This window comes from Bacillus sp. LJBS06, from assembly GCF_016924995.1.
Classification (GTDB): domain Bacteria; phylum Bacillota; class Bacilli; order Bacillales; family Bacillaceae; genus Bacillus; species Bacillus stercoris.
This window is the reverse complement of sequence record NZ_CP070483.1, coordinates 2,129,105-2,155,803: the sequence shown is the minus strand read 5'-3', so window position 1 is coordinate 2,155,803 and position 26,699 is coordinate 2,129,105. Positions and strand designations below refer to the sequence as shown.

The window sequence follows — 26,699 nt, the reverse complement described above, 5'->3', positions numbered from 1 at the left end:
TTTTGTCGAACATAAGCGAAACACACAATTCCAATCATGATATTGTTAATTTGTATTTACAATAGATAGCTTATGTTTTATCGTCCAAACTTAGAAAAGTGACTTAACTGTGACCTGAGTGTGACCTCCAACACCGTTTTGATAATGTGAATAAAACCTGTTAAATCAATAAACACGTACTAAATAATAAGGTGAATACAGGGGAGTAGTGTGACCTGGATTTTTAATTCAGGTCTTTTTTATGCACAAAAAAATGCCTATCTAAAGATCATAGGCATTAAATATTATTATCAATATCTTCATTTATTTTTTGGCTAAGTTTCTGAACCTTCTCTTTAACATTTGAAACAGCTCTTTTTTGAATCTCATCAAAGTTCTCTTGAATATAGTCCATGACACTTCTTATTAAAACTCCGCTTTCAAAATTGAATATCTCATTTATTTCTGACTGTTCTTCATCTGTTAGGTGATGGTATTGAAGTTGTTTAGCATTTACTTCAGCAGCTACATCAATCCTAACTTTAGTTGTCTGGTTGTACAATTTCATATTCGCCTTCTGCATACTCTTGCTCCGCATAATGGCTTCCCCATTGACATAGCTCCTGCAAGATAGGTTTAAGAGATTCTCCAAGTTCAGTGGATGAATATTCAACCTTCGGCGGTACTTGATTATACATCTTTCTGCTCACAAGTCCACTGGCTTCAAGCTCTCTAAGTGTTTGAATCAGCATTTTCTGAGTTATATTTGGGATAATGCGCTTTAATTCACTCGTTCTCTTTGGTCCATTCATTAAAAAGTATAATACAAGGCCTTTCCATTTTCCACCAATAACTTCCTTTGTCACTTCAAACCCACAGCTAAATTTTTTCATGTCGAAAGCTCTCCATTCCACATTTATTACTTTTTAGTTACTATATCACAAAAAAGTGGGTACTTCCGATAATGTGCTTACTGAAGGATACTATATCTTGTAAGTTGTTCTTCAAGTACTTAAAGGTACTAGACATAAAATAAAATTAATTCTAAAGGAGTGTTAAGTATGGGTAAATTTGAAGGTAAAATAGCGCTTGTAACGGGTGGAACAAGCGGGATTGGTCTTGCTACAGCACAAAAATTTGTAAACGAAGGTGCATATGTTTATATCACGGGACGTAGACAAAACGAACTTGATAAAGCTGTTAACCAAATTGGCAAGAACGTAACCGGTGTTCAAGGTGATATATCTAAGCTTGAAGACTTAGACAAACTATATGACATTATAAAGCAGGAAAAAGGTAAGTTGGACATTCTTTTTGCTAATGCAGGCATCGGCAACTTCCTTCCATTAGGTGAAATTACTGAAGAGCAGGTTGATAGGACGTTCGACATTAACGTTAAAGGAACCATCTTTACTGTTCAAAAAGCGTTATCACTATTCCCGAACAAAGTAGGTTCTATTATTGTAACGGGCTCTACTGCTGGATCAATTGGCAACCCTGCGTTTAGTGTATATGGAGCATCTAAAGCAGCATTAAGAGCACTAGTTCGCAACTGGATTCTTGACCTAAAAGGTACTGAAATCCGTGTAAATGTGGTTAGTCCAGGAGTTATTCTTACACCTGCATACGATGAGCTTTTTGGTGATGCACTTGAAGGAGCAATGGAAAATACCAGAAATACTGTCCCAGCTGGAAAAGTTGGGACACCTGAAGAAGTAGCAAACGCTGTATCTTTCCTTGCTTCAGACGAAAGCAGTTACTTGACGGGTGTTGAATTGTTCGTAGATGGCGGGCTAGCACAGGTATAATTTCACTGCGCAGAGATTACAAATAGTCCCCAAAAAAGGTTAATGGGGATTTACTTGAAGAAGTCGTATAAAAAAGTCGTTTTCCTTAAAGGACAGGGAATTCGACTTTTTTATGTTTGAATTTGATTAACGTTGTAAATTTGCATTTACCTGGGGCTACCACTAAATGACCTGTAAAAAAGATTACTTTGTGAATAAATGTACTTAAAGTAACGAGGGCGTTAATTGAAGAACAAACAACACCGTTGTTGTAGTAAATGAGGTCATTTGTTGTACAAAAAAAGGATAGTTGAATACAGGCATTTTCACCCTGTTCATCTATCCTCTTTTTTTGTTTATAAAATGTGTGACATTTCAGTTGGTTGCTTAATTATTAATAATATTAAACATTTTCTTGACTTTTAATAAAAAATAATATTCCTGTCCTTGTATTCTAATACTTTTAAAAATATTTAAAGGAATCCTTATGTCCTGAATAACCACAAATGCTGCATACATAATCACCTGTGCTTGTACCAAGGTAATACTCTTTATCGGGTCTATTAGGATGGTCGCAAGGTGGATTCCCTTTTTCTTTCCAAGCTTTTCTTAACTCAGCTGCTTCGCTCATTTGCATACTAGTATTTTCCTTTCCGGTTGTATAAAATAGTATATACCTAGGCCGATGAACCGACCGGAAACCTTGATGAGTACAATAAGAACATTATTCTTTCTCTTTTCCATCAGTTGAAAGAAATGGGGAAAACAATCATATGTGTAACGCATGATCCAGAAATAGTTAACTGCTCTGATAGAGTAATAAATCTTTCGTAAGGAGTTGTTCTTGATGAAACATATTACCTTTGCAATTTCTACAAGCATCCTGATTATTATTACCGGTATTGTTCACAGGGTTATTTTTAGACTATTTGGATTTCCATTCGATGAAGCGCTTTTCTTCTGGGGCGGGTTTGTAGTTGTTTATTTTGTTTTAGCTTTGATTGCTTCCTTACTCTTTAGAAATGTTGGTTCTAGTAGCAGCAGGAGATATCAGGCGTAACTATCTGGTCATTAAGGGAGTGCAATTTATAGGATGAAGAAAAATCTTATGGTAATTAATTAAAAGAACAGGAGACTATGAATGGAATTCTTAATTAGACAAGAACTCACACATGAATATAATACGACTGAAGAAATTGTTAAAAGAGCTTTTTTAAATGAAGAATATAGTGACAAGAAAGAGCATTTACTTGTAAATAGGATTAGAAAATCAGATGCATTCATTCCTGAACTTTCATTGGTCGCATTAAATCAAGATAAAGATATCGTAGGCCATGTCCTTTTATCTAAAATAAAAATCATAGATGGCGATAACACTGTCGATTCTTTAGCACTCGCTCCAGTTTCGGTTGCGCCTGATTATCAGAAAAAAGGAATTGGGAGTAAATTAATTCGTACTGCGTTAAAAAACGCAATAGAGCTTGGTTATCGTTCAGTAATTGTTTTAGGACATAAAGATTATTATCCAAGGTTTGGTTTTAAGCCAGCTAGCTTATGGAATATAAAAGCCCCATTTGAGGTGCCTGATGAAGTGTTTATGGCTCTAGAATTAGCAGATAATTCTCTTGAAGATGTGCAAGGTATCGTTAATTATTCAAAAGCTTTTTTTGAGTAAAAATTAGATGATTGATTAGATATTGTTAAAAAGAGGTTGTCCCGATTTTTTTAATCTGTGGATAGCCTCTTTTTGTGTAAAGAGCCCAAAAAATAAAAAAGAAAGCCAATAAGGGCTTTCAATTAGCGTTCACATGCATAGTGGTCATGATCCCTGTCCATTTTAGATTGGTAAGCAGGGTGGGAGCTAGGCACTCCATTCGGATATTTCTTTCTTAACTCTGTGCAATTTTTAAATGTTTCTGTTTCTCCAGTTGTCTCTGAAGAAGCTTCTTTTTCAGTTGTAGTCGAAGTTTCACTTGATGCCTTTGGAGTAGTAGGCTGTTTAGCTGCCGGTTTAGATGTTGTTGCTTTTTTAACTGCAGTGGTTTTCTCTTTCATACAGCCATTAAATCCTCGGTCGGTCACATATCCATTCTTGCTCCAGATTGAAAGCTTCTCTGATTTTGCCTCCTGCTCGTCTTTCTTAAATTGGTCTATGTATTTGGTGTTTGGCTCATATACATATGCTACTCTGGCCAATCCTTCTTTTAGCAATGTTTCCTGAACAGATTTGCCATCCACATAAACATAAGCTAATAGTCTTCCGTATTTATCTCTGCGATCGCCTTTGTCAAATTCAAGCTGCAGCTTACCACTGTTAACCAATTCCTTGTTTCGCTTAGACGCATCTTCACCATATGGTTGAACACAAGAATTTGGTTTCTTAGTTTCAGGTGTATCAACGATCAAGTAGCGGACTGTATCTACATTTCCGTTGTAGGTAACTTTAATTGTGTCACCATCAACAGATCTATCTAGAGTAACATCGACCAATTCCTTTTTGTCTTTTTCCTTAGATTTGTCAGCAGTTTTTTCTTTAGTAGATTCCTTTTGTTCTGTTTTCTTTTCCACATCCGTAGACGCTTGTGGTGTCTCTTTTTCTGTGCTTACTTTTTCAGAATCATTTGAGCTGCAGGCTGCCAATGATAAGCTCAAAGTGAATGCTGCAAAACCTAATAGTACTTTCTTCAATTTCATTTCCCCTTTTAGAATGTTTGTTCTCTATTTATATCGGTAAACCATCAATAATTATAATCCTGTATCCAATTATTGTTAATTTAATTTTTCCTTAATATCTTCGCATTTCTCTTTAAAACTTCCAGGCGCATGTTAAAATTTCACTGAATTCATAGTCAAAAGGGGAATGTTTTTATGCTTGGAATCAACGTTGAAAAATTAAATGAAAACTTAATTATCAATTGGCAGCTATCCAAAATTGAAATTCCAATCAAAGAAATCAATGATGTATTTCTTGATCCAAACTATGGGGGAGAGGAAAAAAGTGCAGTAAGGATTGGATTTCCTTATGGCTCTACGGATAGGGTAGTGATTAAAACAGCAAATAACACTTACATTTTGTTCACCACTAATGCTGCTTCTATTATGAGTAAAATTGTTTCCTAATAACAAAGTAATGTCCTATTAGTAATGCTTTCCTTATAGCTGTATGACATGGTAAAATCTAGATAATTTTTGATAGGGAGATGGGGTATGGAAGAAGGCAAACTTATTCATTTGACACTTGCTGGTATTAAAGAAGCTGTTTCTAAGTATGGCACTTTTCCAATGATTCAACCAGGTGGTTTCGTATTAGAAGATGCTACATTTGAATTTAATGAACCCGCAACACAAGATGAAATTACAAAATTAAAATCTCATTTCAATGTAAGTCTACCCAAGGATTATGAAGAATTCCTAGCTCTACATAATGGAATGAAGTTTTTTGATGGGGTTGAAATACTTAGTATTGAAGAAAAGCTCACTTGACCTAAATAAGTCTTTAGATTATTAGAAATCAAGATTTACTACAGGAGGTAATCTCTCTGCATTAAATTTCACAGGTATTAGATATTATCAAAAAAGTTACAACTTAGGCATGGGTAACAAAAATAATATGCTGTTGCGAAACGAAGCAATTAATGCTTATAAAAATTCAATTTAAATATGAAAACAGTGTCCAGCATAAAAGTTGGACACTGTTTTTTATTGATCATCTTTTTCTTCTTGAAGTTACTTTTCATTTCCTTCGTTCTTTATTATTGACAAATATATGTAAAATGCACAAAGCTTAAAAGGGAAAGATTATTAAGATAGAGCAAGTGGTCTTTCTTTGATTATCTTAGGACGTTATGAAGGACAATCAACATGAAGAGGCTTTAGAATTGCTTATAAAGAAATCTGAGTCAAAGAGAAAATGAGAAAACTGGAGAGGATTTGATAAGAAGTTTATCCGAGGACAATCTTAGTGGTAACAGCCCTTGGATTATCAAGTTTTGGTATTTACGCTAATAGTAGTACAGCAGCTGATAAGGATGCACTGTAAGAAATTTATTAAAAAAAGCTGATGCCAAAATTGAGTTTCAAGGAGAAATCTAAAGATAATCAGGTTGCATTTTTCTGTTCCCCACTTTTATTGGAAGTCAAGTGTCATGAGTTGCTTAAAGATACAGAAGAAAATGGTATATTAAAGTTTTGGATTAAAAAAGGGTAAATTAAAGGAAAGCAATTCTCTCTTTTTTTGTTGGAAAGGAAGAAAGTTAGTGGGCATATCTTTTATTCTTCTAATATTTTTAATTGGATTAGTGGGTTCTTTTATGTCTGGGATGCTTGGTGTTGGGGGAGCAATTATTAATTACCCTTTGTTATTATACATACCTGTTTTATTTGGGTTTACAGGCTTTAATGCTTACCAGGTTTCAGGTATTGTGGCAGTCCAGGTTTTTTTTGCAACATTATCCGGTGTAGGGGCTTACCGGAAAGGTGGTTACTTAAATAAAGAGCTTATCACCATCATGGGATTAAGTATTTTGATTGGAAGTCTAATGGGTGGTTATGGGTCACATTTTTTCTCTGAAGATATCATAAACCTGGTCTACGGAATATTGGTGATAATTGCCGCAGTCATGATGTTTATTCCAAAGACAGGAACAGAAGATAATCAAAGTGATCACATTCGCCCTCCAAAGATATTGACCTCAATAATGGCTTTTGTTATCGGTTTGGCTTCAGGTATAGTCGGTGCTGGCGGCGCTTTTCTACTTTTTCCTCTTATGTTAGTCGTTTTAAAAATCCCTACAAAAATCACAATCGCAACATCACTCGCAGTTACATTTATTTCATCGATTGGAACAACAGTTACAAAGCTCGTAATTGGACAGGTGCCTTTTATGCCAGCTTTAGTAATAGTGGCTGCCAGCCTGATTGCATCTCCGAAAGGTGTTTTAATTGGCAAGAAAATGAATGCTAACATTCTTCAAGGTATTTTGATATTCGTTATTTTGATTACAACAGTAAAAGTTTGGTTTGATATCTTACATTAATTGTTGAAGATGTTCTATATTAAGACATAATTTTTAGAGAAATCAAAAAAACCGCTTTGAAGGAGGAATTAGATGAAGGAGGTTGCAGAGCTAACTTCACTGGTGTCAATTGGAAATTCATAAACGATCATAAATTAAGTTATATATATCAAGGTATCAATGCACGGTATGTCACGCTGCTTAGAAAGTACTGTTGGCTCGATTTCCAAGGATCAAAATGGAATACATAAATGCTGACATAGTGGAGGGGGAAGGTTTTCTCAGTTCCGTGCTTTTTTTGTTTATTAAGGAAACTGGTTTCTAAGAGTAGCACATGTTTTTCGATTTGAACAGATTGAATAGAAGTTAAGTCTATCAATTGTGTGAGGAATTATAAGACCTTCGAATCTCAACTCTTTAATTTCTATAGGATAGCTGTCTTAAAATCATTATGTTGGAGGGTACATTATGTGTCAAAACCCAACTTTTTTTGAACGGCGTAAAGAAGAAAAGTCAATGGAAAGCGGCTATTTAAGGCAAATCTTCTACTATTTGCAGGATGGAATCATTATTATGGATCAGGAACGTAGAATTTTGGTGATGAATCCGTCCGCAGAGAAAATGACGGGATGGAAATTAGGTGATAAGGTTCCATACTGTTCCTACTGTCAAAAGAGAAAACTGGAAGCGGGAGAAGAGCGTTGTTACTTGTTGGCCAAGCGTGAAGTCCCTTATTTTCTTTCTGCAATGCCGACCTATGAGGGACGATTCGTCGACATGGAGATGAGCACGGCTGTTATATATGAAAACGACGAACAAAAGAAACAAGAAGTACTTTTGGTTCTGAAAGATATAACAATAAAGAAAGCAGAAGAGGAAGCTAGGATCTCCAAGCTGGTTCTGCAAAAAACATTGGAGGCACAGGAAAACGAACACAAACGATTGGCTCAAGAACTCCACGATGGAGTAGGACAATCGCTTTATTCAATTTCAGTAGGCATTCAAGCAATTCAATCTCGTATTCATCAGGAGGAAAAATTTAAAGAATACATGCAGGAGATCGTTGATGAACTGGAAAATGCGATACAAGACATCAAGCTCTATACTCTTCAGTTGCGTCCGCATAGTCTCGATCGGTTGGGGCTGGTCCCTACTGCTAAGTACTTAGTTTCTAGCTTGAATAAAACTCATAAGGATTTTTCTATTACGTTTACCTGCAGCAATGTCTGCGATCGCATGCACCCAGTTTTGGAAATCAATTTATATCGCATCATTCAGGAGGCGCTGCATAATGCTCTGAAATATTCGCAAGCGACATTTATTGAAGTCATATTGCAAAAAGAAGCCAATAAGCTAACTTTGATGATTCGGGACAACGGCATTGGTTTTGATCGTGACCTAATAGCGGAAGGTCTGGGGCTCAAACATATGAAAGAGAGAGTAGATCAAATGGAAGGAAGTCTTCGAATTCACTCCGTTCCCTATAAAGGTACGTCTATTAAAGTGGAAGTACAGTATAAGGAGGGGAAGGAGAGTGATTAGGGTATTGTTGGTCGATGACCATACAATGATTCGAAAGGGTCTCCGTGTGCTTTTGGAAGGCTATCCTGAAATCAAAATTGTTGGGGAAAGCCATAATGGGAATGATGCGATCCTTAAGACAAGACAGTTGAAACCGGATGTGGTGTTGATGGATTTGTCGATGCCAACTGGATTGGATGGATTTACAGCAAGCAGTGAAATCCTTAAATTGAATCTACCGGTTAAAATCATCATTTTAACTATGTATGATGAAGAGATATTTGTCCAAAAAGCAATCGAAGTAGGGGCTTATGGATACATTTTAAAGAACAGCCATTACGAACTGCTTTATAAAGCGATAGTCGAGGTTTCCTTAGGGAAACTCTTTTACAAGACATCTGTATCACAAGAGATTCTCTCTCAATGGATGACATCAGAATCTAAAAAGATTTCTTCTGTTTTAACAGTTCGAGAAAAGGAGATTGTTAGATTAATAGTACTGGGCTATACAAATAAAGAGATTGCTAATGAGCTATCGATTAGCTTCAAAACCGTGGAAAACCATAAGACGAATATTATGCAGAAGTTAGAACTGGATTCGAAACATGAATTGATTCAATATGCGATCAATAACAACTATTTGGATCTTACATTGTAACGCACTGTTCCATGAACTGCCTATCATAAACTCATGGGATTTTTTTTGAAAAGAACTGGATTTCAGAAAAATAGGGGAGTCCCCCTATTTAGAAAAATTGATATGAAACTAAACTTGAAAATAGAGCTACTCCTCTATAAAAAAACAACAAATTTTTAAAAAGAAAAAGGGGATATCTATGGCAAAACAAGTTCATTATTCCATTGTAATTGTAGGAGCTGGAACTGCTGGTGTTTCTGTAGCTGCCCGTCTCGTCCGAACTTCCAAAAACCTCAAAGGACAAGTTGTTATCATCGACCCAAAGTCCAAGCATTACTATCAGCCTTTGTGGACGCTAGTTGGAGCTGGCGCAGCGAAGAAGGAAGAGTCAGAGCGTGATCTAGTTTCACTGATTCCTGCTGGGGTTGATTTGATTAGCGATGCTGTAACGGTGTTTCGGCCGAGTCAGAACACACTCCTTACAAAACAAGGAACGACCGTTTCCTATGATTATCTCGTTGTATCAGCCGGTTTGCAAATCGATTGGGATGGGGTAAAAGGCTTGAAGAACACTGTCGGAAAGAATGGCGTTTGCAGCAACTACTCGTATCATACGGTAGACAGTACTTGGGAAAACATCCGCAACTTTAAAGGCGGAACCGCCATTTTTACTCATCCGGATTCTCCCGTGAAATGCGGGGGAGCTCCACAGAAAATCATGTACTTAGCAGACGATTATTTCCGTAAGTCGAATGTACGCAATCAATCCGAAATTATATTTGCCTCCGCAAAATCAACTATTTTTGATGTTGCGAAATATGCTAGTTCGCTCGAGAAAGTCGTCCAGCGCAAGGGCATCCAAACAATGTATAAAAGAAACCTGACCGAAATTCGACCGAATTCAAGAGAAGCCGTGTTCAAGAATCTGGAGACTAAGGAGCTGGAGATCATGAAATACGATATTCTTCATGTTACTCCTCCGATGATAGCTCCAAAATTTATTAAAGAGAGTACATTGGCGGATGACGGCGGATGGGTGGACGTTGATCCGTACACTTTAAAGCACAAAAAGTTTAACAATGTTTTTGGAATCGGGGACTGCGCCAACTTGCCAACTTCTAAAACAGGAGCAGCCATTCGCAAACAAGCTCCGGTAGTGGCTAAAAATTTGATTTCTTTGATGACTGGATCGTCACTAGGTGCGAAGTATAATGGATATTCCTCTTGTCCGCTGGTAACAGGGTACAACAAAGTGGTGCTTGCTGAGTTTGACTATAACAAGGATCCGCAAGAAACATTTCCGTTTGATCAGTCAAAAGAAAGATTCAGCATGTACTTGTTGAAAAGAAGGTTGCTTCCCATCATATATTGGAATGGCATGTTAAAAGGATTGATGTAAGGAGAGGTCAGGAAGACAAGGACAAAGGTTTTGGTAAATATATAGATTGATATGTATGATAAAAAGTTCGAAAATCCTAAACATATTCCGCTTAAACTCGCTTCTCTATCCGATAAACTTTTTGTGGAATATGTAATGATGTAAGAGGAGGAAACAACATGTTATTGCGCTACTTTTACGATGAAAAGCTGGCCCATGCATCCTATCTTGTTGGTTGCCAGAAAACGGGAGACGCAATTGTGATTGATCCCAGCCGCAATATAAAACCATATTTGCAATTTGCAAAAGAAGAAGGACTAAACATCGTAGCGGCTGCAGAAACTCATATTCATGCCGATTTTGTTTCCGGTGCTCGCGAACTCGGCGTTACGCATCAAGCAAAGCTGTTCCTTTCCGATGAAGGTGATGCAGATTGGAAGTATCAATATGTCGATGAAATAAAACATCAACTTGTGAAAGACGGTGATCGCTTTTCCATCGGAAAGCTGATTTTTGAGGTTATGCATACCCCCGGCCATACCCCGGAGAGCATTTCCTTTCTGTTGACGGATCGCGGAAGTAATGCGGATCGTCCAATCGGCATCTTTACAGGAGATTTTGTCTTTGTAAGCGACGTCGGAAGACCCGACTTGCTGGAGAAAGCGGCTGGCATCAAGGGTACGGCAGATTGTGGCGCAAGAGCAATGTTCAAGTCCCTATTGAAGTTCAAACAACTGCCAGATTATCTGCAGGTCTGGCCGGCTCATGGTGCGGGAAGCTCTTGTGGTAAGGCATTGGGGGCGATTCCTTCTTCCACTGTTGGTTACGAAAAGCTATTCAACTGGTCAATGACTTACACCAACGAAAAAGATTTTGTAAAAGCCTTGCTTGAAGGGCAACCAGAACCGCCAAAATATTTCTCTGTGATGAAACAAATTAATAAAAAAGGCCCTGCGTTGCTTAAAGATTTACCTGTAGTGTCAGAGATCACCTCAATGGAACAAGTGAGAGGCTTGCTGGATAGCGAACAAATTGTAGATACCCGTCCCTCTCAAGAATTTGCTAAAGGGCATGTGAAAGGTGCAATAAACATCCCATTTAACAAAGCTTTTTCTAACTGGGCGGGTTGGATTATTGATTACAATCGTCCTGTGTATTTTATTACGAACCCGCATGAAGCAGATAAACTTCTGAAAGCACTTCACTCCATAGGCATAGAAAATGTGGCAGGATTCATGGACAGTGGAAAAATCATTGCAAGCGGTATGTTTTCGCTCGAATCATACACGGAGGTAACATCGTTAGAAATAGCAAATGCGGTGGAGAACGGACTCGTACAAGTGGTTGATGTTCGCAATCTGACTGAATGGCAAGAAGGTCACATTCCGAACGCACAACATATCATGCTAGGAACGCTTCAAGGACGGCTAAATGAAATCAAAAGTGACAAACCGATTCTTGTTCAATGTCTTTCCGGAGCTAGGTCTGCTATTGGTGCCAGCATCCTCCAAGCTAATAACGATTTTAAACAAGTATTGAAATTGGATGGTGGAATTTCCCAGTGGCAGAAAGCTGGTCTTCCAATCGTGTGACAAGGACCAATCCCTTGTCTCTGTTCAAGTTTTCTCTTCAATGCAACTGAGTACACTAACTTATGTCAACTATAGGACAACTAGCTAAATTTCCTTTAGAGCTGCTTGAAAAGAAATTTGGAATAATGGGAAACCAGTTGTATTATCATGCTCATGGAATCGATTTATCAGAAATAGGAGCTCCTTTGATGCAGGGGCAGATTAGTTTTGGTAAGAGTCAGATCTTGCTGAGGGATTATACAAGGAGAGAAGAGATTAAGGCTGTTCTTTTGGAGATTTGTGAGGAAGTCGCAAGAAGGGCACGTACACATAATAAAGTTGGTCGGACAATCAGCCTGGGAATTGGCTACAGTAAAGATGAGCTTGGTTGTGGATTTCATCGAGCCAAAACAATTGATCTTCCTACAAATATCACAATGGATATTTATAGATGCTGCTTAATGCTCTTTAATAAATTTCACTCGGGTAAAACAGTGAGAAGTATCTCAGTTACGTTATCAAATATTGAGAAAGATGTTAACCAGCAGTTGAGTTTATTTGAAGCGGATAATGAAAAGAGAAGGAAACTCGGTTTTGTCATGGATGGGATTAGAAGCAAATACGGATCGAAAGCAATTCTTAGAGCAGTTTCTTATACATCTGCTGGTACTGCGCTTCACAGAGCAGGGCTGACTGGTGGACATAAATCATAAAATAAAAGCCCACTCAAATGTTTGAGTAGGGCTAAATAAATTAATCAACCTTTTTTAACCTCCGACAGGCCTTTCAGCTACCTGGATGTTAGATGGTGAATCTGTACTCAATTGCGTTAAAGCTAATCCACTTAAAATCACAGCTAAAATAGATACGCAAAGCACAAGTTTTTTCATAAGATTCCCTCCACCTGATTCATTTTCTGTTCAGCCCAAATTTTCGCATTGAAAAAGCTCGTTGCTTCTTCAAAAGCACCTATTGATTCAAACCTTTTTGCAGCTATGTAGGACAATTCATCTACACTTTCAAGTTCATTTTGCTGTTTTAAGAACTCAATATTACTAATACAATTATTGAAATTATTTTTTAACTCCCCACAATAAAGGTTATATAAGATGCTGATTTTGGCTTCGTATACTTTATTCTCCATTAATATGAGTCTTTCCTGTGCTTTATTGTAAAAATTAATGGCTTTCATTTTTTCGTCAATTTTAAAGAGTTCTTTAATCATCATGAATAATGAATTTATATAATAAATAGAATTTAACCAAGATTCATTTCCTATTGCTTTTTCAAGAGATTCAATGCATTTATCAGGTTGGTTCCAATCCGAATAAACGATACTGAGGTTGTGATATAATTGAGCTTTCAAAAATTCATCTTTTGTTTCTTTTGCAATATCAATTGCTTCTAAATAATATTTTTCTGCTTCCGCAAATCGCTTAATATCAGCATAGTTAGCAGCTGCAATCATTGTTGAAGTAGCTAGTTTGCATTTATAATCAGGGTGTCGCTTATATATTGAAATTGCATTTTTTATATAGTGTTGTGCCACAATGCTTTGTTTAACAAGAGTGTATAAGTAAGAGACTTTAGAGTAAAATTCAGCTGCTTCAATTTCATCTGGAATTTCTGCAAGCTTTTTCTCAGCTAATCCATATAGGTTAATTGCTCGATCATAGTTTTTGTTGTATGCCTCATACATTGCTTCAAATAAATAAAAGTTGTATTCTAATTTGTCATTTGTTTTTTTAATGAAGTTTTGATTGTCTTCAGTGAAATAGGTGTGCATTTGTAAAGGTTCTCCTCGTGAGGAATGCAGCAACATTTTATGTCTTTCTTCTAATAGACTATAATACGCAAGAACCTCTTGATCTTCTTCCATTTCATCAAAAAGTTTCTTTATCTCTGAATAATATTTTATTGATTCATCAACCTTTTGTTTTTTTATAGCAATGTACCAGTCATTCAGTGTAGTAGCGACAACTTCAGAAGCGATCTTACTCATTTAAACCCCTATTTCTGAAAATTTCAAAAATCTCTCGAAGAAAATCATAACATATTCATTGAAAAAATTGTAAAAGGATGTAAAGTTTTCTGCGATTTTTTCATTTGAAAAAACGAAAAAATACCCTCCTCAATCAAAAGAAGGGTAGGGGAGTTATCTTGGTGAATCATAATCCATTGCTTATTCACTATCAGAAATATCTTGAGTTGTTGGGTCAACAATGATACCCATTGCAGTTAAAAAAGTTAGAAGTGCATTAAATTTCTCAGTCAAATTGTCGCCAATTACAGTTAAGTTGTATATCGTACACGAATAACATGCTTATCGTAAAAATTTATAATGAACTAAAAAAAGACAGTAAACATAAGGATTTTTGATACTTTAATTAGTGAATAGGGGATAAACGATCGTAAAACATAAGCGGGAGTAGGGAAAAGCGGTTGTTTTAAGGAGATATTGATAAAAATGGTAAAATTTCGAGAAGGCAAAACGTTGATACTATAGGCTTTTACGATAACGATTACGATGTAAAAAAGGACGATTTAATGTGAAATTAGGAAAATGAAAATTTGGAAAGGGTGTGGAAATGGAAGTACTATGGGTACTTATGTTCTTGCTTTTGAGTATTTGGATGTTAACATAATCCCACATATTGGTAGTTGAATCACTGTATAATAAGTATTATACCTGCATTTCAGTTCCATATAAGGTTTATGCTCGAATGCTTTATGGATATATAAGTGAAAATCAAGAATATTTTTAAAAAAAGCAGAATAATTTCTAGCTTGAAATGGGATAGATAACTCTGTTTTTTGATCATTATCGTAACAGGAAAAATTAATACGAATACTAATAAGCAAAATGTTCTGAGTGAAGTACTCTATATTCAACCTTGTCTTTTTAATAGAAATGGAGAATCCATCGTTTTTTTATTTGGCCATATTTTAATCCCTCAATGATCTCGACTGACTAAACTTTATATGCAATATAAGATATGGCCAAGTAATTGTTATTACTCAGCGGTAACAGAAGAGAAGGAATTAGGGAAAGCATTTGATTCCATATATAAGAGACTACAAGGCAAAGAGTTAAAACTCTTTACCATGAGGTGTTTTCCTTAACCGGTTCGCAATGAACTTCATTAAATTTACTGCAATAGATACCAAAACAACAATCAAAGCGATTTCAAGTAAAATGATAAGTCCAATATTTAAGTTAAGCCTATCAAAGTAATCACCGGTAAAGGAAATGAGTTGATAAATCCCTAGCATTAGAGCTATAAAGATTGCTCCTAAAACAATTAGAGATTTTTTAGAGAAATCCTTAGCATGTTCAAAATTATAAATTATTAGAAATACAAATAGACAAGCCTTAGCAATCTCGTGAGTCAACGAACCACTTGCTGAAAACCCTTGCACAATTAAGGAAACAATTAATCCAATTATTCCGATTATTTTATTCAAGACATCACCTGCTTTGTATGATCCTAGGTGCCAGATTACCAATTAAAGGGGCATTTCTCAAGATGATGTACTTTAAAATTAACTTAAAATCGTGATTTTACCGGAAGATTATGAATCTTATGTTGAGTGTTAATTTGGAGAATCGACTAAAAAGACAGGGAGTTTCCGGTGCATTCATATATTTTGCAGGTTATCAAATCCAAGCTATTGAAATAAGGAGTCAGGGTTACAAATTATATTTAAATTAGTTTTTCTTTTTCTTTGCTCTAGTCATCATCTAAAATAAATTTAAAAAGTGTAATCAGGTGATACTTTAGGGGAAAATCAATTGAATAAGGAGGAGATGAATTGAGAATCTATAAAAAACCTGAATACGAAATCAATAATGAACTAGCAAAAAAGATCCAAGGATTGTTGACTGAATGTTTTCCTGATATCTATCCGAAAAATAGAACATATTTTAAGCAATTACCCCATTTTAGATTTTTAGCTATAAACAAAGAAAGCGCCCTTTTAGGACAAGTGGGATTAGATTACAGAGTAATGAATCTTAATGGGAAACCAGTAAGAATACTAGGGGTGATTGATTTATGTGTTTCAAAAAAATATCGTTCACAGGGAATAGGATCATGGTTGCTTTTGGAGATTGAAAAGTTTTGTAAAGAAAAAAATATCGATTTCTTAGTTTAATTTGCACATAATAAGAAATTGTATTTAAAAAAAGGTTTTAAATCAGTTAAGAACAAATGTAAATGGTTGAAAATCGATAATGAAAGTCAAAATACTAAGGGTATAGGCTTTGAAATATTGGATGAATTAATGATTAAGAAAGTAGGGAAGATCGATTGGAGTGAGGGAGACCTCGATTTTCTAGGATATCTATTTTAAGACTGGTTAAGAATCCAAGAATACTGTAATAAATACTACAAAACCGCCAATCGATTTTGCTTTTTAATATATCTGGAAAAATACTCCAGATATCATTTATTCTGTACTAAGTTCAGAGAGAAGAAGATATTTAAATGAAAAAAAGTTTTTAACAAATATATAAGGATGGATCGTTATCGAAAGAGCACATGTATCGATAACGATCATAAAGTATTAATTTCTATGCCGGCGTTTTTCTTCGAAGTGATCAGGATAATTCTGTTTAGATTCCGATTTGAATACAAAGTAAAACCCTGCGATTAAGATATTGTCCATGATCTTTTCAATTGACCAATTCACTAAATAATTTAAGATCAATTCCATTTATTCCACCTCCGAGACAAAAATGTCCAGCCTCTTTTATATGGCAAGCGTATGACAACCTGCTTGCAGTAATAGAGGTGAAATGAATCTTGGAAATTTAAAAAGGTTTAAAGAAATATCTTCTTTTAAATAAAATATTTATATTAAAGAAAGTAACTAATTGATCCATGTACTAATTTCCATTTGGTTTTTAATGGCTTGCGCTAAGGAGTTATGTAACGGAGAGATTACTCACCAGGATTCAAAGGAAGGTATGCGGAGTTTGCCATGCTTAGTCTTAAATCTGTGTTTAACCTTACATAAGATCGGTTCTACAAATACATATTCATCAGATTCAGACTTTACTTGTTTCATAGAGTGGAATTTACTTCGTTCTGCGTTCGGCATGAATTCCATAAATTCAGCTGTAGCTCCATCAGGGTAAGACAGAAGGAATTTTATATCCTTTTTGGTGTAGCCCGTAATAAGAACTTCAGTGTAATCATATTTGATCACTTTCAGCCAATTATGTGAACGTTTATTGCCTCATAAGTGGAGTTAGCTTTCTTGAGTACGATTCCCTCTAAGTTCTTTTCTTTGGCCAGGTTGAAGTAAGCGAATCCGTTACCTTGAATTCCTTCGATTACAAAGACATTAGGATGATTCAGTCCAAGTGAGTTCAGAGCTGTCTTACGCTCAGTGAGTGGTTTTCCTCACCTTGAATAATCCTTATTTCTTTTCTGTTATTAATTTAATAAATACTAATACTATTTTTCAGCTTGACTTTTTTACTGTAGCCTTTTAAAGTATGGAATGTTGTTTAGACTATGTTTAACGGTTTTGATATTGAAATTAGAGGTGGCTACTTAGATGAAACAGAATGGAAATCCTTGGGCGCTATTGCCGCTAGTTTTATTTGTAGGTCTTTTTGTCGGCTCTGGTGTATTGACTGGAGATTTCTATAAATTACCAATATTGATTGCGGCAATTATAGCATCAGCTTTCGCGCTATCATTTAACCAGAAGCAATCGCTCAATCAGAAAATTGAATGGTTTGCTTCCGGTGCGGGACATCCTGATATTATTATTATGGTTATCATTTTTATATTAGCAGGTGCTTTTGCTTCTGCAGCTGAAGCGATGGGAGCGGTACACTCAACCGTCAACCTTGCTTTGAGCATTATTCCGCAGCAGTTTATACTGCCAGGGCTTTTTATCATTGCTTGTTTTATTTCTGTTTCGATGGGAACATCAATGGGGACGATTGCGGCAGTTGCTCCAATTAGCGCTGGTATGAGTGGAGAACTGGGCTTGTCTTCTGCAGTCGCAATTGCAGCTGTTGTTGGCGGAGCTATGTTTGGAGATAATCTTTCTTTTATTTCGGACACCACCATCGCAGCAGTACGTTCACAAAAAACACAAATGATGGATAAATTTAAAACGAATTTTTTGATCGTTTTGCCTGCTGCTATCATAACTATCATTTTATTATTTTTTATACCGACAGGACACATAGGACATACTGGAGCTGAATCTTACAACTGGTTTAAAGTACTTCCTTATGTTGCCGTGTTAGTCTTTGCGTTAATTGGTTTTAATGTGGTGGCTGTCATTTTTGGCGGATTGATCTTAACAGGAATTATAGGGTTTGTAAGCGGCAGCTTAACGCTTGAGTCTTATTTTAAAGCAATTACAAATGGAATTGCCGGAATGTCTGATCTTATCGTCCTTTCAATGTTAATTGGCGGAATGGTCGGTGTCATGAAACAAAACGGCGGGATTGACTTTTTACTGGGAGTCATTTCTAAAAAAATCCATTCGAAAAAAGGTGCTGAAGCCGGTATTGCCGGATTGGTCAGCGTTACTAACCTAGCTACTGCCAATAATACGATTGCTATTATTACAGCCGGGCCGATTGCCAAAAATATCTCTGATGAATTTAAAATCGACAATCGAAAGTCGGCAAGTATCTTAGATATCTTTTCCTGCATGACACAAGGTTTAATTCCTTATGGAGCGCAGATGTTATCGGCCGGGAAGTTTGGAAATGTTTCACCCGTCAGCATCTTGCATTACTCCTTCTATCCTGTTTTAATCGGGATCTGTGGCATCATAGCAATTATATTCGAACTACCAAAATTCACAAGAAATACGAAGTGAAGGTAAAAAAGGTACCAAATGGTACCTTCAGCTTGTAGAGAAAACGATGTTTTTTCTACAAGCTTTTTTGTTTTATACAGTTTCTTTAGATATTCATCAGGTTTCAGATGCAGAAAAAGATCTCCCACATGCCTAGCCCTGCTTGGCTAGGTATGTGGCAATCTTCTTCATGTTCTGGCATGCGGCTGTGAGGAGAACTTGTTCACTCACATTTCGTTTTCCCCTCAACCTGCAATAGCGAAGCCCATGCAGCTGTTTTGAATCTGCCAAGCTTCGCTCTATTTTTTCTTTTCTTTTTTTGTAGAGGTTTTTTCCTGAAACAGACAAGCGATTTTGTCTGTCCTTTTTTTATGATCTTCCCAAACATGCCGAGTAATCACTTTCTGCCGATTCTTTGATTTTGTCAAGTTTTCAAGCAGCGGGCATGAGGAACATATTTCAGGATTTGATTTGTATGACCGGTAGCCTTTTCGGTCAGTTGTTGCGTATGTAAGTGTTTGGTGATGTGGACAAATGTATCTGTCTTGTTCACTGTCATAACGAAATTTCCATTTTGGAAACAAGCCTCGGATAGAGTGATAACGTCTATGTGCGATGACACCAAAGGTTTGGCGGTCAGATAATCCTTTACAGATCGGAGTCGTTAAATATCCGGAATCAAGGGCGACGGCTTCTACTTGAAAACCAAATCGTGTCTTAACATGTGGCCTGACGAAATAAAAAAGCGATGAACTGCGCTGTGTAAGGCTTTGTCATACCTCTTTGACCACACCACATTCGTGTGTGCCACAAAGGGCATGTACATCGGCTAACACAATTCAGCGCATCGCTATCTGAATAAAGCATGGAGGGCGAAGGAATGCAAGGATTACTTTGTTAATGCGATTGAAAACGTGATAAAACTTTTCTTATTTTGTCTAAATTAATCGTGAGTAATTCTATAACTATAGTGAATTCAAAATGTCTTACGCACAGTGAGCGAGCGGTTTAGAGGCAATTGACTGACTTTCTTTATACATAACATGGAAGACACAGTAAACAATCATATAAGCTAATTTTTTGGACAAGAAACGTTGCATTAGAGCTTGAAAGTCAAGATCACCACCTGGATCAGCTACAATAATTTCAAAATCTCTCATGAATATCACCTTTATACGAAATGGTTCCAATGGGAATTCGTTACAGATGTTACTCCATCAGATTTAGAAACAAGAATTGTTATCCTGCGAAGAAAGAATTAGAATATGGCAGAACAAAACCATCTATAATATGATTTTTAGGTATTTGTAATTAAATTACAAATACTTTTAATATTCACTCGTGAATTCGTGGTATTATACTGAAGGGAACGATCAAAAGCTATGGCGTTAGTCATTAGAATGTTTTAAATATATACAAGTGCTACCTCATGACAAAGTCAGAAAAAAATTATAGGAGGTAACAAATGTTTAAGTTTAAAAAGAATTTCTTAGTTGGATTAACGGCAGCTTTAATGAGTATAAGCTTGTTTTCGGCAACCGCCTCTGCAGCTAGCACAGACTACTGGCAAAATTGGACTGATGGTGGCGGAACAGTAAACGCCGTCAATGGGTCTGGCGGGAATTACAGTGTTAATTGGTCTAATACCGGAAATTTCGTTGTTGGCAAAGGCTGGACTACAGGTTCGCCATTTAGGACGATAAACTATAATGCCGGAGTTTGGGCGCCGAATGGCAATGGATATTTGACTTTATATGGTTGGACGAGAGCACCTCTCATTGAATATTATGTAGTGGATTCATGGGGTACTTACAGACCTACCGGAACGTATAAAGGTACTGTAAAGAGTGATGGAGGTACATATGACATATATACAACGACACGTTATAACGCACCTTCCATTGATGGCGATCGCACTACTTTTACGCAGTACTGGAGTGTTCGCCAAACGAAGAGACCAACAGGAAGCAACGCTACAATCACTTTCAGCAATCATGTGAACGCATGGAAGAGCCATGGAATGAATCTGGGCAGTAATTGGGCTTACCAAGTCATGGCGACAGAAGGATATCAAAGTAGTGGAAGTTCTAACGTAACAGTGTGGTAACAGATCATCTTTAATCAGGGGTAGCTAACGAGCTGCTGATGATCGTTCCTTTAATCATTGTTTATTGTCAGTTACTAAGAGGCGATGGTCTTTTAGTTGAATCCTAATATATGCCTCGGATATTAGTAGGGTAAAGGTCGTTTTCTACTCCGGCCTTGGTACTGCTGGAGGTAGGATATTCTCAAAGAAACGTACAATGGCCTTATCAGAATCAATAGTGATTGACCGCGTATCCCTCTCACTTTATTGCGAAGCGAAAGAATGGTTTAGCTGACGCCGAATATACTCGAAGAACTTAGAAGCGCATCTGTAGCATGAAAGCAGAGCGTTTTTTTTATGGAGAACTCAATAAAACAACATTTTTTAATGAAAATAAAAGTAGGGGGATTAGAGAAAATACAGCTTTAGAACGTATAGGGACAGTAGGGAAAATAGTGCTTAGCATGAATGATGTGAAAGGGGTATTCAAATGCAAATTCATTTGACCAAAAGCGGAAAACAAGACAATCATCGTAAATGGTTTGGAACCGTCTTGCTCAGTTGGGGAACGTTCGTATTTGCTTTGTTTATAGCTACTTTAGTCGGTTCAATGGTTAGTCAAGCAGGAGCTTCTAAGCTTTTGCAGCAAGGTATCCAAGCAGGTTTAGTCACATTAATTACTGTCCCGTTACTCTACATTCTTCTTAAACGGATATCTAGTAGACCATTTGACGCTATAGGACTGCCTGGGTGGCGGCAAGCCATTCCGAAGGCCTTGATAGGGGCAATGTATGTGATTGTATTATCCGGGTCTGGTTTCGCTATCGCCCATTTATTAGGCTGGATCAAAGTTACGCAATTTCACGTCTCTGTCCATTTAGTGACAGCATTGCTCTTAAATATGATTATCGCTTTCTTTTATGAAGCTTTTCCAGAGGAATTAGCTTTTCGCGGGACGGTGTACTATGCTCTAAATAAGCGATGTAACTGTTTCACGGCCTTGCTCTTACAGCCGATCCTGTTTGTGCTTGCTCCAATAACTGTAATTGGCTTGCAATATATAGCTGGAATTGAATCATCTGCTATCACATTAGATTACATCATTTTATTGTTGTGTTTTGGATTCATTCTTCAACTTCTGCGTATTGTAACAGGCAGTTTGTGGACGTCTATCGCTTTTCATCTAGCTTTTCTCGAAAATTCTCGGTTCTTCGTCCTGCAGGGGGAGGAGCGTTTTATTACCTACGAAGAAATTGTTCCGGGAACAGGAGTGCTGTTTGTGGTCTTTTTTATGTTGCTTATTGTCGGGACTCTACTATTAATACCTTTTGCAATAACTCGCCGAAATACTATTCAATGGCGGAAGAATAAGAAAGACGACCACGATGTTTAATTTCTGAATAAATCAGCAGTTTTACACTTAAAATTAGGCAACAGATTAACCTGGTGAAAATGAACTGAACGTGACTAGCAGTTTAAACAGGATAGACCCAGATGTATGCTCGGTTGTATATATAAGGTAAGATGTACATATATCAACAAAATACTTTTTAAAATTATTTTGATAAGGAGAAATAATTATGAAACAATTTCGGTTTAAGGGTACAGTGGTGTTATTAAGTAATGAATTGTGGTGTCTAAAAGATGAAAATGGCGTTATTCAAGATGCAGGTGAGTTATTAACCGGAATTGATATATTAACGGAAAATAATGTGCCAGGTAGCTTTGAACTTATTGAAGGTGATGAAATTGAAGTCGTTGTTAAAAGAAAATAAAGTGGGATTTTCAGATTAATCAAATAAAACCTAGATTTTAAAGTAGTATTAAGGGGGAGCTGAACAATATTGAAGAAGGTTCTAACATGAAAGGGGTACTAAATATGCAAGTTTTAAAGATTTTTATTGTTCATGTCTTGTCTGCATTAACAGCTGCTGTTGTTTATGTTTGGGGAAGTGATTACGATGGCTATATTCCATACTTCTTAATAAGTGTTATTCTCTTTATCTTCTATTTAATCTTTGCTGCACCTGTTCAATATTTTTTGAATCGCAATCCAAAAAGGTTTAGCTTGAAATATTTACTCATATACATATTCTTTTCCTTCTTAGTGTGGTTAATCTTTGCTGTAACTACTGACCCAAAGGCAACCATAGGTTTTCTAATGGGATACGAAATTTACTTATTTGGCATTTCATTTGCTCTAATCTTTTGGGTATGGGACTCAGTTTTTCTGCAAAACAAGGAAAAAATAGCAGCTAAGTAATCTAAGTTATATTACCAACTTCTAAATTACCAAAATATTATATAATTAGGTGAAGGGAGGAGAGGGAATGAAAAGGTTAATCGTTTTGACTATAGAGCTTTTGAACAGAGTGTAATCACAAACAATTTAAGTATCGTACCCGTTTGTTTCAAATTTCTCTTCCAAAAGATTACCTACATAATTTATTCAACATATTCAAGAATAGCAAATTTCCTTCGATTAGCAATGAGGATTACAAAATTATTATGTCTTCACTTGTTAGGTGATGGAAATAAGACGTAAGAGTCGTTCCATGTGTTTTGACTAGAGTGGATTGAGGACGGACAAGGTTGGATTGAATGGGCTGCTATACTTGAAGACCTATATCAGAAAAGGTTTGGGTATGTTGAATAGAAGCGGCTTTAAAAAAGGGGGAAGACACCATTAAAAAATTAGTTTTATTATCCAGCTTTTTTGGGATTATGCTATCAATTATAGGGCAATTATTTGGAGCCCTGACAGATTTCTTTATTCCGGGTATTGCACGGCTTATGGGGGTTTTAGCTGGCCTCCTAGTATTACTTTGCTTGAAGTCAAGAAACACAGAAATGCAGACATTTATAGTGACTTCAAGTACTGCATTAGGAATAATAGGTGCAGGAGTTTTGTATCTTCCAGCAGCTATTGTCAATGTCTTAATTGGGTTCACACTAAACAAAAAGCTAAAAGAAGAAAACACGAATGGGCAGTCTAATTGACTGCTTTTTGTTTAGTGTGACCATGGAAAACAGTAAGAAAATAATCATGTTAAAAATTTTACAGACTTCTTAGAACAAGTGAAGTCGAGTTTTTTCAGGTTATACAAAAAGAAACTTCAAACATTTACGGCTATATCTTAATCGTTGATTCAAAAAGAAAAGGAGAGCTGTCTGATAATCCAGTGTTAATTGGTATAGAGGATGAAAATAAAAATGAGGGTTCCTCAAATTATATTCAAGTAATTGCATTCACTGAAGAAAGATATCTTGAAAACTTTACAGCTGATACCTTTTCTTTTATAGATGGTCTGTTAAACATGAAACCAGATTGCCAATTTTTTATTAAAGAACAGGTATATAATTCAGCTTCTGAGTTCCTGAACTTTGATTTCCCTTTTGATATGACACCTATAGTGCATTTGATTGCACCTTTATGCACAAATGATAAATAAAAACATACATCTTAACAACATTCAAAACAGTGATTTTAATTACCTTTCACAAAAATAATCGAAAAAATTAAAGCGAAAAATGACTAATGAGTGCTTAATTAATTATTACTAATTCAGAATTGCTTGCCCTTTAGTCAGAAGATGAGCATGATCTAAGGTAAGCGATTGACCCCATCAGCAACGCGTATTCCAGATTCAATTGCGCCCTGCATCCACGCATGGGTGAGTGAGGCGTGTTCTCCGGCGAAATGAATTTTGCCCTCAGGGACAGGAATATAGGGATACAGCTCTAATTCTTGTCCTGGTTCGAAAGCTGTAAATCCCCCCGCAGAATAGGGGTGCTGGCTCCAGCTGAAAGAAGCGCCTGATACAAATTCAGACCATACAATATCACCATAGATTTTAGATAAATCCAGTAAAGTATACCGGATACGCTCTCCTTCTGAAAGACTGTCCCATATCAGCGCCTCATCTGCCCATGTATAGCTGGCCAGAATGACAGCATGTCCATTTGCTCCAATATTTCTGCTTGGATAATACGAAAAACGAATCGGTAAATCAGTAATAGATTTGCCGCCGCGCTGCCCGGCTTTTTCCCAAAATCGGCTTTTAAACTCTATTCCGATTTTTGTTGCACTGATATAGTTTAACTCACGGATGGCCCTCCGTTTATAGTACGAGAAAGAATGGTATGGTTCGACTTTTACAAATCGCAAAGTTGAAAAAGGAATGGTTACAATAGCGAGATCAGCTGTAAACGATGCAAATTCTGCCGATTGTTGATGCTGGCAATGGATCGTAACACGATTTTCATCCTGAGATATTTTCATCATTTTTTGATGGTATAGAATGTTTGTTTTTAATTGGGGAAGAAACGCGTGTGGAAGCAGATCCATGCCGCCTGTTATCTCATAGAAGTGAGCGGGTGATGAAAAAAAGATGGATTCCCGCAATACTTCAACAAGGGACATCCCCATATACGCTTCCATATCCAAAAGTACACCAATCATATCGATCACGCCATAGGAAAAATACCTATTCAAAAAAGAGCTTAACGAATCATTTTTGTATTGTTCTTCGACAATCCGCCAATTTCTCGCTGGATTTTGAATGATGAAATTTAGAATAGGCTGCAGTACAGAAAGCATCAGCTCTTCAGACGTTTTCCCTTGTTCATGTGATGCGACTGGGTACCCCAGTATTCCAGGAGCTCGTTCAAACATGTGGAGACGTGTCTTGATTCCATTGGCATAAATGATGTCCAGAGGGGTTCTGTTGATAAATACATTTGTTGGCAATTTGAATTTTTTGATATATTCTAAGGTTAACAAATGGTTATTCGGTATGCGCATCGGGCCAACGTTAAAATACAAATCACCACTAAAGGGAGATCTCAAAGTGCAGACACGGCCGCCCGCTCTGCCGCTCGCTTCGAGAATCGTTACTCTGTGACCGGCATTTTTCAGCAATGATGCTGATACAAGCCCGGACAATCCAGCTCCTACAACAAGAATATGCTTTGGGTGCTGCGTTGCACTAAGGCCATTTCGAATGATCTTCACCATGTCATCATTCTTTAGAAAATTCACTTTTGGGAGGCACCTCTTTTTAGGATTTATTGCATTGTATTCACTGAAAAGAGCGTCTAACACGGATCTGTTCACATTTTTTGGAAGTTGAAGGATAATTGTTAAAAGGAAATAAAGGGGTGATGTATTTGACTAACTTTGTTCATAAGACAGTAAACGGTTTGAAAAGTCTCTTAGATGAAAAAGGAGCCATTCAATTGTTTTGTTCTGAAGGAGTTATTATGGAGTTCCTTGTTACATTTTCACAGGACAAAGCAACCCTGAATGACATTCAAAGCTTTGAGGCGAAACACCAGCTTACCCTTCCAGATGATTATCAGAAGTTTATTACACTGCATAATGGTGCGAAAATTTTTGAAATTCTTTCTGATGGGGAGAATATAGGCGGAGGACTTTATTTATTTAGCCTTAAAGAGATTGAAGAGGAACTAAAATATGAGGATTTGTTTGAAGGCATCAATGGTATTCCAATTGGTCATTTATTAGAAGGATGCCATTTGATGATCGACAAAGATAAATTGGATAAAGGGGATCCCAACTATCTTTTCATATTAGGAATAGGGGAATATACACCATTAAATTTAAATTTTGAGATATTTCTAGATCGGTATATAGAATCCAATGGGGCAACTTTTTGGGAATGGCGCTACTATACCGCAGAAAATTATTATAAAACACGATAGCACTATGTATAAGACAGTCTTTGGCTGATAAAGTTTAATGAATAGGGACTTATGACTCGAAGTTTCTTACACAAAAAATAAGTCTAATTTATGAATGGGGACTAAACGAACAAAGTTTGAACCAAGTTTTTTATGTGGCTAATAGTTGCGGAAATTAAGAAAGAACC

31 protein-coding genes and 6 pseudogenes are annotated in these 26,699 nt (G+C 36.6%); 23 read left to right on the top strand and 14 right to left on the bottom strand.

What is annotated here, in order from left to right:
- Positions 1 to 277: 277 nt before the first annotated feature.
- Both JQX68_RS10650 and JQX68_RS10645 read right to left on the bottom strand, forming a co-directional pair.
- Positions 278 to 547, bottom strand: a complete 270-nt coding sequence (locus JQX68_RS10650; protein WP_134975448.1) for a hypothetical protein — start codon at positions 545 to 547, stop codon at positions 278 to 280.
- Positions 522 to 872 carry a winged helix-turn-helix transcriptional regulator gene (locus JQX68_RS10645; RefSeq protein WP_014664240.1) on the bottom strand — a complete coding sequence of 117 codons (351 nt, stop codon included), beginning with the start codon at positions 870 to 872 and terminating at the stop codon, positions 522 to 524. Before JQX68_RS10645 ends, JQX68_RS10650 begins: the two co-directional genes overlap by 26 nt.
- 168 nt (positions 873 to 1,040) lie before the next feature.
- Here JQX68_RS10645 and JQX68_RS10640 point away from each other — a divergent pair, with 168 nt between their 5' ends.
- Positions 1,041 to 1,787 (top strand): SDR family NAD(P)-dependent oxidoreductase, encoded by a 747-nt coding sequence (locus JQX68_RS10640; RefSeq protein ID WP_148343714.1) that lies wholly within the window; start codon positions 1,041 to 1,043, stop codon positions 1,785 to 1,787.
- A 442-nt stretch (positions 1,788 to 2,229) separates the two neighbouring features.
- On the opposite strand, the gene JQX68_RS10635 is transcribed toward JQX68_RS10640, so the two are convergent.
- The gene (locus tag JQX68_RS10635; RefSeq protein ID WP_169051584.1) at positions 2,230 to 2,403 is read right to left on the bottom strand and encodes a hypothetical protein; all 174 of its coding nucleotides are present in this window, start codon (positions 2,401 to 2,403) and stop codon (positions 2,230 to 2,232) included.
- Positions 2,404 to 2,447: 44 nt separating this feature from the next.
- Between JQX68_RS10635 and JQX68_RS21895 the strand changes: the two are divergent.
- From JQX68_RS21895 to JQX68_RS10625, 3 genes and pseudogenes are all read left to right on the top strand, one after another.
- Positions 2,448 to 2,600, top strand: a pseudogene (locus JQX68_RS21895) (ABC transporter ATP-binding protein); the annotation flags it as partial.
- A gap of 13 nt (positions 2,601 to 2,613) precedes the next feature.
- Positions 2,614 to 2,826: a bacteriocin-like WGxF protein gene (locus tag JQX68_RS10630; protein ID WP_041906951.1), complete on the top strand. Its 213-nt coding sequence runs from the start codon at positions 2,614 to 2,616 to the stop codon at positions 2,824 to 2,826.
- Between the two features lie 81 nt (positions 2,827 to 2,907).
- A complete protein-coding gene (locus JQX68_RS10625; RefSeq protein WP_003230849.1) occupies positions 2,908 to 3,441 on the top strand; it encodes a GNAT family N-acetyltransferase in 534 nt (177 codons plus the stop codon).
- Positions 3,442 to 3,563: 122 nt separating this feature from the next.
- Here the strand turns inward: JQX68_RS10625 and yokF are convergent, their stop codons facing one another.
- Positions 3,564 to 4,454, bottom strand: a complete 891-nt coding sequence (gene yokF / locus JQX68_RS10620; RefSeq protein ID WP_148343715.1) for an endonuclease YokF — start codon at positions 4,452 to 4,454, stop codon at positions 3,564 to 3,566.
- 180 nt (positions 4,455 to 4,634) lie between these two features.
- Between yokF and JQX68_RS10615 the strand changes: the two genes are divergently transcribed.
- From JQX68_RS10615 to JQX68_RS10580, 9 genes and pseudogenes are all read left to right on the top strand, one after another.
- On the top strand, positions 4,635 to 4,886 hold the full coding sequence (locus JQX68_RS10615) for a SunI/YnzG family protein (protein ID WP_042976294.1): 252 nt from the start codon (positions 4,635 to 4,637) through the stop codon (positions 4,884 to 4,886).
- A gap of 87 nt (positions 4,887 to 4,973) precedes the next feature.
- On the top strand, positions 4,974 to 5,249 hold the full coding sequence (locus JQX68_RS10610) for an SMI1/KNR4 family protein (RefSeq protein WP_240345543.1): 276 nt from the start codon (positions 4,974 to 4,976) through the stop codon (positions 5,247 to 5,249).
- A pseudogene (locus tag JQX68_RS21890) lies at positions 5,233 to 5,424 on the top strand (hypothetical protein); the annotation flags it as partial. The gene JQX68_RS10610 and the pseudogene JQX68_RS21890, both read left to right, overlap by 17 nt.
- A 598-nt stretch (positions 5,425 to 6,022) precedes the next feature.
- Entirely contained in the window at positions 6,023 to 6,802 is a 780-nt protein-coding gene (locus JQX68_RS10605) for a sulfite exporter TauE/SafE family protein (RefSeq protein WP_205440294.1), read from the top strand.
- Positions 6,803 to 7,249: 447 nt separating this feature from the next.
- Positions 7,250 to 8,323, top strand: coding sequence for a sensor histidine kinase (locus JQX68_RS10600; RefSeq protein WP_148343717.1), 1,074 nt, complete (start codon positions 7,250 to 7,252; stop codon positions 8,321 to 8,323).
- On the top strand, positions 8,316 to 8,960 hold the full coding sequence (locus tag JQX68_RS10595) for a response regulator (RefSeq protein WP_046559696.1): 645 nt from the start codon (positions 8,316 to 8,318) through the stop codon (positions 8,958 to 8,960). Before JQX68_RS10600 ends, JQX68_RS10595 begins: the two co-directional genes overlap by 8 nt.
- 178 nt (positions 8,961 to 9,138) lie before the next feature.
- A complete protein-coding gene (locus JQX68_RS10590; protein ID WP_148343718.1) occupies positions 9,139 to 10,338 on the top strand; it encodes an FAD/NAD(P)-binding oxidoreductase in 1,200 nt (399 codons plus the stop codon).
- A gap of 158 nt (positions 10,339 to 10,496) precedes the next feature.
- Complete coding sequence (locus JQX68_RS10585; RefSeq protein WP_148343719.1) at positions 10,497 to 11,909, top strand: MBL fold metallo-hydrolase; 1,413 nt, start codon at positions 10,497 to 10,499, stop codon at positions 11,907 to 11,909.
- Between the two features lie 62 nt (positions 11,910 to 11,971).
- A pseudogene (locus JQX68_RS10580) lies at positions 11,972 to 12,601 on the top strand (DinB/UmuC family translesion DNA polymerase); the annotation flags it as partial.
- 54 nt (positions 12,602 to 12,655) lie between these two features.
- On the opposite strand, the gene phrK reads toward JQX68_RS10580, so the two are convergent.
- The 4 genes from phrK to JQX68_RS10560 form a co-directional block, all read right to left on the bottom strand.
- The gene (gene phrK, locus JQX68_RS10575; RefSeq protein ID WP_069839317.1) at positions 12,656 to 12,778 is read right to left on the bottom strand and encodes a phosphatase RapK inhibitor PhrK; all 123 of its coding nucleotides are present in this window, start codon (positions 12,776 to 12,778) and stop codon (positions 12,656 to 12,658) included.
- Positions 12,775 to 13,890, bottom strand: a complete 1,116-nt coding sequence (rapK, locus tag JQX68_RS10570) for a response regulator aspartate phosphatase RapK (RefSeq protein WP_103032192.1) — start codon at positions 13,888 to 13,890, stop codon at positions 12,775 to 12,777. The genes phrK and rapK overlap by 4 nt, the downstream gene beginning before the upstream one ends.
- Before the next feature lie 180 nt (positions 13,891 to 14,070).
- Positions 14,071 to 14,163 (bottom strand): phage holin, encoded by a 93-nt coding sequence (locus JQX68_RS21730; RefSeq protein WP_234698031.1) that lies wholly within the window; start codon positions 14,161 to 14,163, stop codon positions 14,071 to 14,073.
- A gap of 815 nt (positions 14,164 to 14,978) precedes the next feature.
- On the bottom strand, positions 14,979 to 15,353 hold the full coding sequence (locus JQX68_RS10560; protein ID WP_134975449.1) for a YoqO family protein: 375 nt from the start codon (positions 15,351 to 15,353) through the stop codon (positions 14,979 to 14,981).
- A 348-nt stretch (positions 15,354 to 15,701) separates the two neighbouring features.
- On the opposite strand from JQX68_RS10560, the gene JQX68_RS21725 reads away from it, so the two are divergent.
- On the top strand, positions 15,702 to 16,043 hold the full coding sequence (locus tag JQX68_RS21725; RefSeq protein ID WP_240345542.1) for a GNAT family N-acetyltransferase: 342 nt from the start codon (positions 15,702 to 15,704) through the stop codon (positions 16,041 to 16,043).
- A gap of 411 nt (positions 16,044 to 16,454) precedes the next feature.
- On the opposite strand, the gene JQX68_RS10550 is transcribed toward JQX68_RS21725, so the two are convergent.
- Positions 16,455 to 16,604 carry a hypothetical protein gene (locus JQX68_RS10550; RefSeq protein ID WP_147771997.1) on the bottom strand — a complete coding sequence of 50 codons (150 nt, stop codon included), beginning with the start codon at positions 16,602 to 16,604 and terminating at the stop codon, positions 16,455 to 16,457.
- Positions 16,605 to 16,835: 231 nt separating this feature from the next.
- Positions 16,836 to 17,293, bottom strand: a pseudogene (locus JQX68_RS10545) (ATP-dependent DNA ligase); the annotation flags it as partial.
- 160 nt (positions 17,294 to 17,453) lie between these two features.
- Here JQX68_RS10545 and JQX68_RS10540 point away from each other — a divergent pair.
- Positions 17,454 to 18,743 (top strand): Na+/H+ antiporter NhaC family protein, encoded by a 1,290-nt coding sequence (locus JQX68_RS10540; protein WP_205440293.1) that lies wholly within the window; start codon positions 17,454 to 17,456, stop codon positions 18,741 to 18,743.
- Between the two features lie 132 nt (positions 18,744 to 18,875).
- Here JQX68_RS10540 and JQX68_RS10535 read toward each other — a convergent pair.
- Together JQX68_RS10535 and JQX68_RS10530 are read right to left on the bottom strand one after the other, a co-directional pair.
- Positions 18,876 to 19,435 (bottom strand): annotated as a pseudogene (locus JQX68_RS10535) (transposase); the annotation flags it as partial.
- Between the two features lie 273 nt (positions 19,436 to 19,708).
- On the bottom strand, positions 19,709 to 19,882 hold the full coding sequence (locus tag JQX68_RS10530; protein ID WP_205440292.1) for a hypothetical protein: 174 nt from the start codon (positions 19,880 to 19,882) through the stop codon (positions 19,709 to 19,711).
- 305 nt (positions 19,883 to 20,187) lie between these two features.
- Here JQX68_RS10530 and xynA point away from each other — a divergent pair, with 305 nt between their 5' ends.
- From xynA to JQX68_RS10505, 5 genes are all read left to right on the top strand, one after another.
- On the top strand, positions 20,188 to 20,829 hold the full coding sequence (gene xynA / locus JQX68_RS10525) for an endo-1,4-beta-xylanase XynA (protein WP_069149704.1): 642 nt from the start codon (positions 20,188 to 20,190) through the stop codon (positions 20,827 to 20,829).
- Positions 20,830 to 21,143: 314 nt separating this feature from the next.
- Positions 21,144 to 21,314, top strand: coding sequence for a hypothetical protein (locus JQX68_RS10520; RefSeq protein WP_169051583.1), 171 nt, complete (start codon positions 21,144 to 21,146; stop codon positions 21,312 to 21,314).
- On the top strand, positions 21,299 to 22,201 hold the full coding sequence (locus JQX68_RS10515; RefSeq protein ID WP_205440291.1) for a CPBP family intramembrane glutamic endopeptidase: 903 nt from the start codon (positions 21,299 to 21,301) through the stop codon (positions 22,199 to 22,201). The genes JQX68_RS10520 and JQX68_RS10515 overlap by 16 nt, the downstream gene beginning before the upstream one ends.
- 187 nt (positions 22,202 to 22,388) lie before the next feature.
- Positions 22,389 to 22,583 (top strand): hypothetical protein, encoded by a 195-nt coding sequence (locus JQX68_RS10510; RefSeq protein ID WP_103032170.1) that lies wholly within the window; start codon positions 22,389 to 22,391, stop codon positions 22,581 to 22,583.
- 86 nt (positions 22,584 to 22,669) lie between these two features.
- Entirely contained in the window at positions 22,670 to 23,071 is a 402-nt protein-coding gene (locus tag JQX68_RS10505) for a UPF0715 family protein (RefSeq protein ID WP_240345541.1), read from the top strand.
- Positions 23,072 to 23,143: 72 nt separating this feature from the next.
- On the opposite strand, the pseudogene JQX68_RS21970 reads toward JQX68_RS10505, so the two are convergent.
- Positions 23,144 to 23,236 (bottom strand): annotated as a pseudogene (locus JQX68_RS21970) (hypothetical protein); the annotation flags it as partial.
- A gap of 147 nt (positions 23,237 to 23,383) precedes the next feature.
- On the opposite strand from JQX68_RS21970, the gene JQX68_RS21720 reads away from it, so the two are divergent.
- Positions 23,384 to 23,464, top strand: coding sequence for a hypothetical protein (locus JQX68_RS21720; RefSeq protein WP_240345573.1), 81 nt, complete (start codon positions 23,384 to 23,386; stop codon positions 23,462 to 23,464).
- Positions 23,465 to 23,493: 29 nt separating this feature from the next.
- Entirely contained in the window at positions 23,494 to 23,808 is a 315-nt protein-coding gene (locus JQX68_RS21715) for a hypothetical protein (protein ID WP_240345572.1), read from the top strand.
- Positions 23,809 to 24,412: 604 nt separating this feature from the next.
- Here JQX68_RS21715 and JQX68_RS10500 read toward each other — a convergent pair.
- The gene (locus JQX68_RS10500) at positions 24,413 to 25,849 is read right to left on the bottom strand and encodes a flavin monoamine oxidase family protein (RefSeq protein ID WP_205440290.1); all 1,437 of its coding nucleotides are present in this window, start codon (positions 25,847 to 25,849) and stop codon (positions 24,413 to 24,415) included.
- A gap of 128 nt (positions 25,850 to 25,977) precedes the next feature.
- Here JQX68_RS10500 and JQX68_RS10495 point away from each other — a divergent pair, with 128 nt between their 5' ends.
- Complete coding sequence (locus JQX68_RS10495; RefSeq protein ID WP_205440289.1) at positions 25,978 to 26,532, top strand: SMI1/KNR4 family protein; 555 nt, start codon at positions 25,978 to 25,980, stop codon at positions 26,530 to 26,532.
- The last annotated feature ends 167 nt before the right edge of the window (positions 26,533 to 26,699 follow it).

Coding starts and splice junctions, on each gene's coding strand:
- JQX68_RS10650 (WP_134975448.1), bottom strand. CDS start 547: ATGAAATTGTACAACCAGACAACTAAAGTTAGGATTGATGTAGCTGCT.
- JQX68_RS10645 (WP_014664240.1), bottom strand. CDS start 872: ATGAAAAAATTTAGCTGTGGGTTTGAAGTGACAAAGGAAGTTATTGGT.
- JQX68_RS10640 (WP_148343714.1), top strand. CDS start 1,041: ATGGGTAAATTTGAAGGTAAAATAGCGCTTGTAACGGGTGGAACAAGC.
- JQX68_RS10635 (WP_169051584.1), bottom strand. CDS start 2,403: ATGCAAATGAGCGAAGCAGCTGAGTTAAGAAAAGCTTGGAAAGAAAAA.
- JQX68_RS10630 (WP_041906951.1), top strand. CDS start 2,614: ATGAAACATATTACCTTTGCAATTTCTACAAGCATCCTGATTATTATT.
- JQX68_RS10625 (WP_003230849.1), top strand. CDS start 2,908: ATGGAATTCTTAATTAGACAAGAACTCACACATGAATATAATACGACT.
- JQX68_RS10615 (WP_042976294.1), top strand. CDS start 4,635: ATGCTTGGAATCAACGTTGAAAAATTAAATGAAAACTTAATTATCAAT.
- JQX68_RS10610 (WP_240345543.1), top strand. CDS start 4,974: ATGGAAGAAGGCAAACTTATTCATTTGACACTTGCTGGTATTAAAGAA.
- JQX68_RS10600 (WP_148343717.1), top strand. CDS start 7,250: ATGTGTCAAAACCCAACTTTTTTTGAACGGCGTAAAGAAGAAAAGTCA.
- JQX68_RS10590 (WP_148343718.1), top strand. CDS start 9,139: ATGGCAAAACAAGTTCATTATTCCATTGTAATTGTAGGAGCTGGAACT.
- JQX68_RS10585 (WP_148343719.1), top strand. CDS start 10,497: ATGTTATTGCGCTACTTTTACGATGAAAAGCTGGCCCATGCATCCTAT.
- phrK (WP_069839317.1), bottom strand. CDS start 12,778: ATGAAAAAACTTGTGCTTTGCGTATCTATTTTAGCTGTGATTTTAAGT.
- rapK (WP_103032192.1), bottom strand. CDS start 13,890: ATGAGTAAGATCGCTTCTGAAGTTGTCGCTACTACACTGAATGACTGG.
- JQX68_RS10550 (WP_147771997.1), bottom strand. CDS start 16,604: ATGGAATTGATCTTAAATTATTTAGTGAATTGGTCAATTGAAAAGATC.
- JQX68_RS10540 (WP_205440293.1), top strand. CDS start 17,454: ATGAAACAGAATGGAAATCCTTGGGCGCTATTGCCGCTAGTTTTATTT.
- JQX68_RS10530 (WP_205440292.1), bottom strand. CDS start 19,882: ATGAGAGATTTTGAAATTATTGTAGCTGATCCAGGTGGTGATCTTGAC.
- xynA (WP_069149704.1), top strand. CDS start 20,188: ATGTTTAAGTTTAAAAAGAATTTCTTAGTTGGATTAACGGCAGCTTTA.
- JQX68_RS10520 (WP_169051583.1), top strand. CDS start 21,144: ATGAAAGCAGAGCGTTTTTTTTATGGAGAACTCAATAAAACAACATTT.
- JQX68_RS10515 (WP_205440291.1), top strand. CDS start 21,299: ATGCAAATTCATTTGACCAAAAGCGGAAAACAAGACAATCATCGTAAA.
- JQX68_RS10510 (WP_103032170.1), top strand. CDS start 22,389: ATGAAACAATTTCGGTTTAAGGGTACAGTGGTGTTATTAAGTAATGAA.
- JQX68_RS10505 (WP_240345541.1), top strand. CDS start 22,670: ATGAAAGGGGTACTAAATATGCAAGTTTTAAAGATTTTTATTGTTCAT.